The 12,552-nt window shown below is 41.3% G+C and carries 13 protein-coding genes and 1 pseudogene; 4 read left to right on the top strand and 10 right to left on the bottom strand.

Annotated elements, in window-relative coordinates:
• Window positions 1-57: 57 nt before the first annotated feature.
• From ACLFKQ_RS03920 to trpB, 4 genes and pseudogenes are all read right to left on the bottom strand, one after another.
• Window positions 58-303, bottom strand: a pseudogene (locus tag ACLFKQ_RS03920) (IS982 family transposase); the annotation flags it as partial.
• A gap of 892 nt (window positions 304-1,195) precedes the next feature.
• Window positions 1,196-1,825: a ribonuclease D gene (locus ACLFKQ_RS03915; RefSeq protein ID WP_448998574.1), complete on the bottom strand. Its 630-nt coding sequence runs from the start codon at window positions 1,823-1,825 to the stop codon at window positions 1,196-1,198.
• Between the two features lie 6 nt (window positions 1,826-1,831).
• Window positions 1,832-2,389 (bottom strand): CAP domain-containing protein, encoded by a 558-nt coding sequence (locus ACLFKQ_RS03910; RefSeq protein ID WP_448998573.1) that lies wholly within the window; start codon window positions 2,387-2,389, stop codon window positions 1,832-1,834.
• A 140-nt stretch (window positions 2,390-2,529) separates the two neighbouring features.
• Window positions 2,530-3,768 carry a tryptophan synthase subunit beta gene (gene trpB / locus ACLFKQ_RS03905; protein WP_448998572.1) on the bottom strand — a complete coding sequence of 413 codons (1,239 nt, stop codon included), beginning with the start codon at window positions 3,766-3,768 and terminating at the stop codon, window positions 2,530-2,532.
• A 163-nt stretch (window positions 3,769-3,931) separates the two neighbouring features.
• Between trpB and ACLFKQ_RS03900 the strand changes: the two genes are divergently transcribed.
• The 3 genes from ACLFKQ_RS03900 (at window position 3,932) to ACLFKQ_RS03890 (ending at window position 7,000) form a co-directional block, all read left to right on the top strand.
• Window positions 3,932-4,867: a tetratricopeptide repeat protein gene (locus ACLFKQ_RS03900; RefSeq protein ID WP_448998571.1), complete on the top strand. Its 936-nt coding sequence runs from the start codon at window positions 3,932-3,934 to the stop codon at window positions 4,865-4,867.
• 204 nt (window positions 4,868-5,071) lie between these two features.
• Window positions 5,072-6,136: an undecaprenyldiphospho-muramoylpentapeptide beta-N-acetylglucosaminyltransferase gene (murG, locus tag ACLFKQ_RS03895; protein ID WP_448998570.1), complete on the top strand. Its 1,065-nt coding sequence runs from the start codon at window positions 5,072-5,074 to the stop codon at window positions 6,134-6,136.
• A 303-nt stretch (window positions 6,137-6,439) separates the two neighbouring features.
• Entirely contained in the window at window positions 6,440-7,000 is a 561-nt protein-coding gene (locus ACLFKQ_RS03890) for a type 1 glutamine amidotransferase domain-containing protein (RefSeq protein ID WP_448998569.1), read from the top strand.
• Window positions 7,001-7,129: 129 nt separating this feature from the next.
• Here ACLFKQ_RS03890 and corA read toward each other — a convergent pair whose 3' ends face one another.
• The 3 genes from corA to ACLFKQ_RS03875 form a co-directional block, all read right to left on the bottom strand.
• Window positions 7,130-8,290, bottom strand: coding sequence for a magnesium/cobalt transporter CorA (gene corA / locus ACLFKQ_RS03885; RefSeq protein ID WP_448998568.1), 1,161 nt, complete (start codon window positions 8,288-8,290; stop codon window positions 7,130-7,132).
• 347 nt (window positions 8,291-8,637) lie between these two features.
• The gene (locus ACLFKQ_RS03880) at window positions 8,638-9,519 is read right to left on the bottom strand and encodes a YihY/virulence factor BrkB family protein (protein WP_448998567.1); all 882 of its coding nucleotides are present in this window, start codon (window positions 9,517-9,519) and stop codon (window positions 8,638-8,640) included.
• Window positions 9,520-9,993: 474 nt separating this feature from the next.
• Window positions 9,994-10,128: a DUF2243 domain-containing protein gene (locus tag ACLFKQ_RS03875; RefSeq protein ID WP_448998566.1), complete on the bottom strand. Its 135-nt coding sequence runs from the start codon at window positions 10,126-10,128 to the stop codon at window positions 9,994-9,996.
• A gap of 77 nt (window positions 10,129-10,205) precedes the next feature.
• Here ACLFKQ_RS03875 and ACLFKQ_RS03870 point away from each other — a divergent pair, with 77 nt between their 5' ends.
• Window positions 10,206-10,418 (top strand): hypothetical protein, encoded by a 213-nt coding sequence (locus ACLFKQ_RS03870; RefSeq protein WP_448998565.1) that lies wholly within the window; start codon window positions 10,206-10,208, stop codon window positions 10,416-10,418.
• A gap of 31 nt (window positions 10,419-10,449) precedes the next feature.
• Here the strand turns inward: ACLFKQ_RS03870 and ACLFKQ_RS03865 are convergent, their stop codons facing one another.
• The 3 genes from ACLFKQ_RS03865 to ACLFKQ_RS03855 all read right to left on the bottom strand — a co-directional run bounded on the left by ACLFKQ_RS03865 (window position 10,450) and on the right by ACLFKQ_RS03855 (window position 12,550).
• Window positions 10,450-10,896, bottom strand: a complete 447-nt coding sequence (locus ACLFKQ_RS03865) for a DUF4383 domain-containing protein (RefSeq protein ID WP_448998564.1) — start codon at window positions 10,894-10,896, stop codon at window positions 10,450-10,452.
• 139 nt (window positions 10,897-11,035) lie between these two features.
• Window positions 11,036-11,890, bottom strand: coding sequence for a manganese catalase family protein (locus tag ACLFKQ_RS03860; protein WP_448998563.1), 855 nt, complete (start codon window positions 11,888-11,890; stop codon window positions 11,036-11,038).
• 354 nt (window positions 11,891-12,244) lie between these two features.
• Window positions 12,245-12,550, bottom strand: coding sequence for a polyribonucleotide nucleotidyltransferase (locus tag ACLFKQ_RS03855; protein ID WP_448998562.1), 306 nt, complete (start codon window positions 12,548-12,550; stop codon window positions 12,245-12,247).
• Between the last annotated feature and the right edge of the window lie 2 nt (window positions 12,551-12,552).

Raw genomic sequence — 12,552 nt, 5'->3', positions numbered from 1 at the left:
TTATGTAAGTAGCCCAGTGTAAACATGAGTTACTGACATCTTAACTGGAAACTTTTTAGGAACAGCTTTTTTCCAGTATGGTAATACTTGAAGTGTATAAAATTCTTTGAAGGTACGAAAACCCGAACCGTGAAAAGCGCTCGCTATGGTCATCACCTCACTTAATAACATTCTCGAACGACATCTTTTTTCACACGGCATTGATGGTAGTTGCTTTTGTCTCTGCCATAGACTTGACCATTGGTTGCAGAAGTCATCTACATCCCAAAATATTTGTGTGATGTCCAATCTCGATGTCATCATAGAACTAGCTGAGATACTCAGTGATTTTGCTTATTCTGAGTTTACATCTCAGCCTTTCTTTTCTCTTATTTTTTCGTCGAACTCACGTAATAATGGGCATGGAGAATCAGGGCAATGGCAACACTAAGCAGATTATTGAGGTTGAAATTAAGAAGGATCTAGCTTTGAGAAAGCTCCTCATAAAACTTATCGATTGACCGATAGATTATAAATTAAGATAAAAATATAAACCTTATAAATTAGCGAGCCTTTTTTAAGTTTTTAAAGGAAAAAAAGTTCATTCTAAATTTCAAATTCCGTGTGGGGTGAGAGTAGTTATAGTCTAGTTCTTATTATCTTGCTGGAGTTTAAAGCTATGTTGAAAGCTTTTATCTTTTTGGGTTTCATGATTTTCTTTATTCTGTTTTGGCGTTGGGTGCTGTCAAATAATAATAATTATCCTCCTCCACCTGGACGCATTTAGTCATGCAGTAAGGAAAACCGTTGGTTATTTTCGATAAGCGAAGTGACTACTATCTAGATTATTATAATATAAGGGGTGAAAATATCTCTCGATATTTGAATAAAGCCTAATCTATTTGTATTAAACTTAATACTTAAGGCAGAGATTGTAAATGCTTTAGCTATTTCGAAAAAAAACTATTGTTAACCTGAGCATCCAACGAATTTTGATTCGTTACGTCTGAAAGAAACAATTTGTTTCCTAAGAGCACCCCCGGGCGATCGCAGGAAACGTATACGAGATTTTGAACTAAATTGTGGCCCTAGGAAATTACTGTATTTGGAATGGTTCGTATAATACCCTTCTCTAATTGTTGAAGGCGTATCAGTTGTAGGTTGAACTGATAGCAAACCCCAAAGAGTTTAATAGATAGAGATTAATATATAGAGATTAATGTTCGAAGATGTTGTCGTAGCGCAAAATATCTAGAGTTACAAATAGAGGTATGGTTTGAAAACACTGCTGCGCTATTTCATAGCGATCCTCTCGTTTGAGCATTGCCGTCAATTTCTCTTCTAATTCCAACAAGTAGCGAACGTCATTAGCGGCATAGTTTAACTGCTCTAAAGACAAATTTTCCGCATTACCCCAATCAGAACTTTGAGCGCGTTTGTCTAATTCTACTTCTGCTAGTTCGGCTACGAGACTTTTCAAACCATGACTAGAAGTATAGGTACGAACTAGCTTACTGGCAATTTTGGTACAAAAGATAGGTGCGGTATCAATACCAAAAGTATAGCGGAACTGAGCTACATCGAAACGAGCATAGTGAAAAATTTTAGTAACGTCTGATGCGGTAAGTAGTTTTTGCAGATTGGGTGCTGTGGTTTGCCCCTTAGCAATACGAATGGCACTAACGTAACCTAAAGAATCGCATAGCTGAACCAAACACAGGCGATCGCGTCCTAAAACTAAACCCATGGTTTCCGTATCTACAGCAATCGCATCCTCTGCTAGATAGCGAGCTAAGGTTGCTCCATCGATGTCTTCATCAAAAAGCCGAATGTTATCTAAAACCATATCCAATTAATTTTCTAAAATAAAAATTTGCGTAAAATAATATTCGTCTTGTTGATTTTTGGCAATTCCAATTCCCGTTAGATTATAGTTGCCCAAGATATTTTGGCGATGTTTGACACTGTCGATCCAACCGCTAACCGACCGTTTAACAGGATTGGTGTATCCTGAGTTGTAGGCTAAATTTTCTGCCGCACGACGATAGGAAATCTCGTTACTTATCGCCTCTATGCGTTGCTGAAATCCTTCATGACTGAAGGGGACTTTTCCTCGTGCCATATTTTCACTGTGAGTTTTGGCTTGTTGGCTGATGGTTGAATTTAATTCTAACAGTGGTAAATTTTTGCTAGCACGATACTGATTTACGCGCTCGTGAACGGACTGTTTGAGAGCGCTGAGATCGCTATTTGCTAAGACTGTACGGTTAGTCTCGCGATAATTTGCTCGCTCGAGAAGCAGACTGCTTTCTGCCGAGAGCTGCGAACAGTTGCTAAAAACGGCAACCGTAGTAGTCAAGGCAAACATTTTCACCGTTAGTAAGGCTCTCGGTTTTAAGTTGCTAGACATTAGTAAAATTCATTAAAAGGAAAAGAGATAATCGAGCTAAACTGTTTATTTGCTACCGCTGACCCGTTTTGAATTCAATTCAAGAGGTTACTCAGCGGAGCATTCTGCGCTTACTACTTCCCCAGAGCCTAGTACCCAATCTACAATTTATCTCCTAAATACTCCGCTACCGTCTGTACATCTTTATCCCCTCTTCCCGAACAGTTCAACACGATGCGCGAACTACCTTTAAGTTGAGGACAGAGTTTCTCTAAGTAGGCGAAAGCGTGAGCGGTTTCCAAAGCAGGAATAATTCCCTCTAGCTCTGAGAGCAGACATAGGGCATCAACTGCTTCGACATCGGTAATACTGTAATATTCTGCTCGTTGACTGTCTTTGAGATAACTGTGTTCTGGTCCTACACCTGGATAATCTAGACCCGCACTGATCGAATGTGCTTCAATAATTTGTCCTTGAGTATCCTGAAGCAAATAACTCATCGCTCCGTGTAGTACGCCAGGGCTACCTGCCGTAAGCGTTGCAGCGTGTTTGCCAGAAGCGACGCTTTCTCCTGCAGCCTCGACACCAATCAAGCGAACTTCTGTTTCGGGAATAAATTCATAAAATAATCCCATGGCATTGGAACCACCGCCCACGCAGGCAATCAGAATATCTGGTAAGCTGCCCCATTTCTCTTGACATTGACGGCGAGTTTCGCTACCGATAACGGCGTGAAAATCTCTGACCATCATCGGATAAGGATGAGGACCCGCTACCGATCCTAGGATATAGTGCGTGGTTTCGACGTTAGTTACCCAATCTCTGATGGCTTCAGAAGTAGCATCTTTGAGAGTACCAGTACCGGCAGTTACGGGCTGTACCGTCGCACCTAACAAACGCATCCGAAAGACATTGAGTTTTTGACGTTCCATATCCCGAACGCCCATATAGATAATGCACTCGATGCCAAATCGGGCGCAGACGGTTGCCGTCGCTACTCCATGTTGCCCAGCGCCTGTCTCGGCGATAATTCGCCGTTTACCCATGCGAATTGCCAGTAACACTTGAGCGATCGCATTATTAATCTTGTGTGCTCCCGTGTGGTTTAAGTCTTCTCGCTTGAGATAGATTTCTGGTTTAAAATCGGGACGGGTATAGTGTTGGCTGAGACGTTCGGCAAAATAGAGCGGACTGGGCCTACCTACGTAATCTTTGAGCAGACCCTGTAGTTCTTGGAGAAAATCCGAGTCGTTTTTGTATCTGGCATAAGCGGTTTCTAATTCGGCTAAGGCTGGCATTAGGGTCTCTGGAACGTATTTGCCGCCGTATGAGCCAAAACGTCCTAAATTATCTGGTAGTTGAGCGGAGGTGCGATCGCTATTTATGGGAGTAGCAGTCATAACTGAGGTATATTGGAAATTTTAAATATTTAGATAGTAGATAAAAGAAGTTTGAATAGCAAACTTTTATAATTTTATAATTCTATCTGTCTAGTCGATCGCGAATTGAAAATGCAGCAACTTAAATCGATTTTTTATCAAAATATTTTATATCCATAACATAATGGGGACTAAAAATTCATCAAACCACAACTTATCTTCTAGCGGTCGCGCTTCATTCCGAGCGGTAATCTTGTTAGGTTTACTTTTAAGTAGCGTAATTTGGTTGAGTTTTTACCTGGTAACTCAATATCGACAGCTAAAGTTATACCAACAGGCAAATCGCTCCCTCCAAGAGCAACGCTATCGACAGGCAGTATTGGCTTACGATCGCCTGCTGCAAACTAATCTCCAAGATAACTACAGACTTTGGCTATCACGCGGCTACGCTCTCAAAGGATTAGGACAGTATGAAGCCATGCTGCAGTCTTGCTCTCAAGCCAATGAGATCGCGCCTCAAGAGCCTTTAGGTTGGAACTGCCAGGGAGAAGCTTTATATAACTTAGAAAAATATCAAATGGCAGCAAATGCTTTCGAGCGAGCAGTTACCCTCGCTCCTCAAACAGTGACCTTTTGGCTCAATAAAAGCGAGGCTCTCTTAAATGCCAAAGATTATGAGGCTGCCGAACGAGACGCTCAACAAGCTGCTAGCCTTTTAGAATCCAATCGAGAGCCTCTTACAGGTAGAGATCGCCAGTTCGCTATCGTTTATAACTTACAGGGCAAAATTTTCCTGGCTCGAAAACAAGAACTACAGGCTCTCTTAGCTTTCGAGAGATCGCTAACTAAGAATCCCAAATATTTTGCTGCTGCACTAAATAAAGGTATTTCTCTATATAGATTAAAAAGATCTGCTTTAGCCGATGAGGTTTGGCAAAATATTTTGCAACAAAACTCTATTACCCCAGAACAAGAGACAATAACCAGAGTGTATCGAGGAATTGCTTTCTGTGATACTCAAAACATAGCTGCTGCGGAGCGAGATTTTGCCAAGGTACTAGAGTTAAGCAGCGATCGCCAAATGCAAGAGATGGCGAGAGCGGGATGCGGCATACAATAGTTAAACTATATTTTGCTGCATCAGTAGCGATCGAGGTCAATAAATTGTTAGTTGTTAGTCGGTAGTCGTCACTAAAAAAGGTTACTAAAGATAAACACGGTTCAAATGTTTACCAATGACTAATGACAAAGGACAAATGACTACCTTCTTCAGTTAGCTTTATTTGTGCTGTCCTACTTATTCACTTTTCATCTTTAATTTCTCGTGTCATCATCTTCAACTCGTCTTCTAATAGCCGCCAGCGGTACGGGAGGACATTTATTTCCTGCCCTTGCCTTAGCCCAACAGCTACCAGACTACGAAATTGAGTGGCTGGGAGTTCCCAACCGATTGGAAACTACTCTCATACCAGAGAGCTATCCTCTCAATACTATTTCGGTAGAAGGTTTTCAACAACGCTTGAGTTTTAAGACAGTGAAGATTATTGCTAGTTTTCTGTTTTCCATATTTCAAGTACGAAAACTGATTCGAGAAAAACAGATCGATGCCGTGTTTACTACTGGTGGCTATATCGCCGCTCCCGCCATTTTAGCGGCTCGTCTGCAAGAAAAACCGGCAATTCTTCACGAAGCTAATTATATTCCCGGTAAAGTGACTCGTTTCTTAGCTCGCTGGTGTGATGCGATCGCTTTAGGCTTTGAGGGAACGGCTCGCTATTTACCTCAAGTTCCCACCGTCTACGTTAGTACTCCAGTTCGCGCTCAGTTTCACCAACCGCAAAGTTTAGATTTACCCATTCCTGCCGACGCAACTTTAATTTTAGTAGCTGGTGGTTCTCAAGGGGCGGTAGCAGTCAATCAATTAGTTCGTGCCGCAGCACCAGAATGGTTGAGTCAGGGAGCATACATCGTTCATTTGACGGGTAAAAACGATCCCGATGTCGTCACATTACAACATCCCCACTATATATCTCTCCCTTTTTACGACAATATGGCGGGGTTACTGCAAAGAGCCAATTTAGCTATTTCCCGTGCGGGTGCGGGAACACTAACTGAACTCGCCGTTACGGGCACGCCAGCTATTTTGATTCCCTATCCTTATGCCGCAGAAGACCATCAGACATATAATGCCGAGGAGTTTGTTAGGGCTGGTGCGGCTGTAGTTTACCGACAATCAGAACTCACTGCCGAAATTTTAAACCAACTAGTCAACGAATTATTGAGTTCGCCGTTCCAATTGCAAACTATGGCAGAGAAAGCTGCCTCCCTTGCAGTTAGCGATAGTGCTGAAAGACTGGCTAATTTAGTTCGCAGCGCGATCGCTAAATAAGTCTTGAATTCTATCTTTAGATATTTGCTACCTAGATTAAAACTGTTAGCGAGACCACAAGCATTTGAAAAACTAGGCTACATCGCAGCGCAAGCAGATCGAAAACTGCTCTCGAGCCAATAAGACTGCCATATCTGTCCGAGGAACGAAGAAGTATAAGCAAATAAATTACTAGGCTGAGAAAGTACTAACCCCGCTCGAACTAATAGGTCTGTATCTATTTAAATTACACAGTTTATTTAGTTGTATCTGAGGCTGAAGAAGTAGAGCGGAGATTTAAGCATTTCAAAGAGGAAATTAAATATGCCACAGCAATTGCAGGGAAAAAAAATTGCCATCTTAGTAGCTAATGGGTTCGAACAAGTAGAGATGACTCAACCTAGAGAGGCATTCGACAAAGAGGGAGCGCAAACTCACATAGTCTCCCCCCAAGTAGACAAAGTAAGAGGTTGGAATCACTACGATAAAGCAGATGAATTTCCCGTCGATGTAACTTTAGATCGAGCAAATCCAGAAGACTATGACGCACTTCTACTTCCCGGTGGAACCGTCAACCCCGACCAACTGCGTACTAATGAAAAAGCAGTACAATTTGTCAAGTCCTTCTTTGATGCGGGTAAACCCGTAGCAGCTATTTGTCACGGTCCTTGGACTCTAGTGGAAGTAGATGGGGTTAGAGGACGTAAAGTTACCTCTTGGTCTTCTTTACAAACCGACCTCAAAAACGCAGGTGCCAATTGGGTCGATGAAGAAGTAGTTGTAGACGGTAATTTAGTTACTAGTCGCAACCCTGGCGATATTCCCGCTTTTGTGGAAAAGGCAACTGCTTTATTTGCCAGCAGTAAGTCCGCACAGCCAGCTTAGACTTTTAAACGAGTTCTAAACCTAAAAATTGTCAATAACAATGAGGTGGTCAGTAAGCTTATTACCGACCGCCTCCCGTTCAAATTGAGCTTAAAATCTAAATCTTGGGGTTCGATCGAAACGGTTATTTTATTTGGGGTTGGACAAGTTTCTAAACCAACCGCGCTGCCAAAAGAAATAAACCAGTCCTGAAGCAATCGCCAACATCAAGAGCAAACAAAGTGGATAACCCCAATACCAGCCTAACTCTGGCATATTCCAGGGAGAAGCTTCGGTATTAAAGTTCATGCCGTAAATACCTGCAATAAAAGTTAGGGGGATAAAGATGCTGGAAATTACTGTCAGCAACTTCATAATTTCATTCATTTTGTTGTTGATCGCCGAAAGGTAGATATCGGTCAAACTCGATGCTAATTCGCGATAGGTTTCAATAATATCGATAATTTGGACGCTGCGATCGTAACAGTCTCTGAAAAAGACTAATGTTTCAGCGTCAAGCACCTCACTACCATCTCTAATCAATGTGTTCAGCGCATTTCTTTGAGGCCAAATCGCGCGACGCAAAGCCAGTAATTCACGTTTAATTTTATAAATTTCTGCCAAGATTCGATCGCTAGGATTAAAAATAACTTTGTCTTCTAGGTCTTCAATTTTTTCACCATATATTTCTAAAATAGGAAAAAAACCATCAATAATCGCATCCCAGAGAGCATAAGCCAAATATCCACTTCCTTGATGTCTAATGTTCCCTTTTTTAAACCGAATTCTCTGTCGTACTCCTTGAAAACAGTCTCGGTTTGGTTCTTCTTGTACGGTTAACAAATAATTTTTGCCAACGATTAAACTAACTTGTTCTAACCAAAAACTGTTTTTTTTGGGTTTGGGAATCACCATTTGAGTGATAATTACCAGTCGATCGGCATACTCTTCTACTTTTGGTCTTTGGGGGACATTGACAATATCTTCTAGTACCAATGGATGTATGTTAAATACCTTACCCAGTCTTTGCAATATATCTTCACTACCCAAACCGCCAACATCAACCCAAGATACTGATTCTGTATCTAAATATTTGGCACAAGCTTCGGGAGTTAAATTTTCTTTGCGATGGGCGCGATCGCAATTATAGTCGATTAAAACGATTCGTGGAGGCTTAGCATCTGTTTTGATATTGAGCGTACCCGGCATACTACCGGGCTTTTCGTAGGCATAATCGAATAACTCTTCTATATCGATCTCTTCATCAGACAGCGATGGCAAATTAGGATTGGGGTTATTTTGGTAGCTCATCTACAAAAAATTTGTCGAGCGTTTGGATGACTTATCCTAGTTATTTTAGCCAGACCCTGGTAGTTGTAGTCGCTCGCAAGGAACTAGCTTAAAAAAAAACCGGCGACGAGACTGCCGGTATCTGTTTGAATGTTGTTGTTGTTTAGTTTTGGGGAAACCTTAAGTTGCGCATTCCCAAACACTGCAACTTTCAATTTAGTTCCTCACTAAAGAATTGTAACAGACGATACGGCTCATTTGTAAAGCAACAATAAAATTATTAAATTTTTTTGTTAAGTTTTGATATTTTTTCGCTTAGTGTTGCTACTATATATAATTTAACAATTATTACAAACTTCTTGGTAGTTTTAACTACTTCCAACTTTTCGAGAACGTTTACCAGGTCTAATATCAGAGCCATACATCCTAGCATACACTTGAGTAAATTCTGCCCCGATCAAAACAATTAGTGCCGAGTAATAAACCCAGGCTAAAAAGACAGCTAAGGAACCTGCCGCACCATACGCCGAACCCAGGCTGCCAGCAGAGAAATACAATCCTAACAAAAACTTGCCGAAAATAAAAAATAAAGCTGTAATTAAAGCTCCTACAAATACATCTTTCCAAACGATTGTGGCATCGGGAACATACTTAAACATCAAACCAAACAAAAAGGTAAGCAAACCTAGAGAGACGATAAAGTCTATATTTTCCCACAGAATTGCCGAACCTGGTAAAAAGTCCGTTCTGTAAGTCTCAAGAGTAGATACAGCTGTACTAATTATTAGAGATAGCATTAATAAAAACCCGATCGCCAGTACCATTAAAAAACAAAATAAACGCTTGCGAACGAATAGTAAGATTCCTTGACCGGGTTTTGGTTTAACGTTCCAGACAGTATTAAGAGCATCCTGTAGTTGAACGAAAATACCCGAAGCACCAATTAATAATACACCGATACTAATTAGAGATGCCGTTCCCCTGATTTGAGGTTGGCTGATATTATTCAAAGCGAGCAGAATTGGTTGAATGGCATCTTCGCTGACAAACGCACTAATCTGATTGATGATTTCTTCTTTAGCGGCATCTTGTCCGAAAAATCTGCCAGCGATCGCTACTACAATCACCAATAGAGGCGAAATAGAAAACACAGTATAATACGCCAAAGCTGCTGCCAAACGCGGGGCGTTATCTTGTTGCCATTCTTGGAATGTTGATTTCAATAACTGAATAATTTTTTTGACATTCATTGGTTTGCTACACTAATATTTTCCCCCTACCTGAGGAGACGATTTCTGTAGATAGTATATCTAAACGCAATTCAAAGAATCGCTCGCGGAAAATTATTACTTTGACACCAATTTTGTTTTAGTAGATAGAGATATGAATCTCGGCATGGGGAAAATTCATTCGTTGGTGTTCCCAAGGCGATTGACATCTAGTCTGGTAGGCAGTTCTTCTTTGATTACTGTAACCTAAAATTTAGCTTTCAAACCTTTGAGAGTCTGTTCGACTCGAACAGTTTAGTGTTCTCTTAGAAGGTTTTGGTAGTTTATCTTACCCAAGTAAACTATCAACCGAACAATTCTACAGGATAAAATATCCGACAAAAAAAGATCGCAGTAGTAACTTAAACTTATTCAATCTTCATTTATCTAAATAATGCGATCGCTCGATGATAACTTGGCTTTTAAAGCCTTTCTAAGCAGCAATCTCTCAAAACTTCACTCATTTTGCATTTTTAGTTTATCTTGACGTAAAATTAACCAACCGATGGCGATCGACAACATGCCAGCACCAATAAAACCTAAATCCCATGCCAGTTGATGACTTCCTGGTTTGACGTGATGAATTTGCAAGAGGTGGTGGCTATCGAAATCTAACTCGAACTGCGGCTAGGGAAAAGCTAGCAATCTCTCCTTGGCAAAAAATAGTTTTGGTACTTAATGGCAAAGGAGGAAACGACCATTCGCTGAGAAAAATTGTCTCAGCCGCTTCTGCAACGCCAGATTGGCTGTGGCTTATTCTGGGCAAGATCGAACGAAACTGCCACGACTTACCACATAACGTTCATAGCTTAGGCTGGTGTGATGATACCTACATCTATCTTAAAGCTGCTGATGTGGCGATCGCTCGGCTAGTAAGTTAACCATACATGCGATCGCCCGAGATTCTAATTGTTAAGCATTAATTTGGTCTGAAGTTGACGGTTTGTCAGCAATAAAGCTATAGTAACCCGCGATCGCCGCAGACAAAGCATTGAACCAAATGTTATTACCGAAAATCGGCATTAAACCGAAAACAGTTTTAGCTTGTGGTATTAAACCCATGACCGCGATTAAACCATAGCTAATCGCAAAGCCGCGATTATAAAGCTTGGCATATCCTGTGGTAGCTGCGACAATGCCCAAAATTCCTACTAAAAGATGAACTATATTGTGCATCAAATTAATCGGAAATGCCGCAAACAGATAACCAAAGCCTTTGGCATAAAAGCTATCTGCATCTAAAGAAATACCACCAGCGGATAAGCCTTCAGGGGGCAAAGCCACTAAGCCAGGAATAAACCCTGTTATGCCTAAAAGCAGAAAAATAATACCTAAAGCTAGTGCACAGTTACGTTGCATAATTTAAACCTCCATTACGGTTATTGTTATATTGTTTGTCTGATTAAATTTGGCGAGTGACCTCTGTCGTGTAAATTCGTGCTGTCACTCTCACCATTAATTTTTAAGCAGTTAAGCTAATAACTAGCTAAGAGCCTTTTTAGCCTTTACCCGTGCTGTGGAAACGAGGATCTGGTGCTGGAGGATCGGGCATTTCCGACTCACCTTGAGGATTTTCCAGATATTCAAATTCTCCTTTACCATCGGGGGCTGTTCCTTTTGCCCAACGTCCTTCTTTACTTTCCGAACCTTCAGATAAGTTCCAGAATTGATAAGAAGCTTGTTGTTTTTCTTGCTCTTGAGAGAAAGAACTAGGAACGGGTAAGTCTTCTAAACCATCAGCTTTCAGTTCTTCAATTGCGGCAACCCATTGATTTTGGTGCATGGTATCGCGAGCAATCATATAAGCAAGTGTATCTTTAACCCCAGGATCGTCAGCCATTTCGTACATTCTTACTGCTTGTAAACGACCTTGAGATTCTGCCTGAACGTTGGAATAAAAATCAGCCATTAAATTACCAGAGGCAATTACATAACGACCATTCCAGGGATATCCCATGCTGTCGGCAGGTAGCGAGCCGCCACCAGTAACGGTAGCGTGTTGGGGGTTCATACTTGCCATAATTACATCTTCGGCTTTCATACCGCCCATAACACCTTGCATGATGGGATCTTCGACTGCTTTTTCTTGTTGTTCGACTGGTGCTTTTTCTAAAAGATAGGCAATAGTAGTCGCTAGCATCTCGATATGTCCGATTTCTTCGGTGGCGATATCGAGCATCATGTCTTTATATTTGGCAGGACCGCGACAGTTCCAGCCTTGGAAAAAGTATTGCATCATTACAGTCATTTCACCAAAAGGACCGCCGATTAATTCCTGCATTTTTTTTGCCAGGATGGGGTCGGGTCTTTCCGGTTTGGTAAAATACTGGAGACGCTTTTTGTGGTAAAACATAATATATATAATTTTCTAGAGATCTTAGTGTCTTAGCTTGGAAGGAAATAGGGGTTTGACCGAACCGTTCCTATCCTTCCAAGTTTGGCAAGAAGAACCTGGAGCTAGTGCCGATCTTGCCAAACTAAAAAGGTTAGGAAGATAAGAAATTGCTAAAAGCTTGATTCGGTTTTTTAAACTTTTGGATTTATCTAAAAATTAATTAGAGAAATCTCAGGTCGAAGTAATTAGTAGGCAAGCTGCGATCGCATTTAATAAAGAACTACCACATAATTTCGATCGCCATTCATCCGCCATAGGAACGAGAATACGTTTGCGATTAAACTAACGCCACAAAACCTCTCCAAAGTCTCTTTAGTCATCATCGTCTCTAACTTCTTGGCTGCGATCGCCAGGGCGTTCTTCATAATAGTAATCGCCATAACCACGACCACGTGCTTCATCGTCATCATCGCGATCGCGGTAGCTACGACGCTCATCATCTTTCTCCTCGTCGCGATCGCCAGAACGTTCTTCATAATAGTAGTCACCATAGCCACGACCACGTGCTTCATCGTCATCATCGCGTCTGCGGTAACGGCGTTCTTCATCGTCCCCTTCGCCACGAACTTTCCGTTCTAAATCGCGTTGAATCCCTTTAAATATGTCACCTATTCCCATTT

The organism is Myxosarcina sp. GI1(2024) (assembly GCF_053543375.1).
The sequence above is the reverse complement of the archived record's forward strand: the minus strand, read 5'-3'. Positions and strand labels throughout refer to the sequence as shown.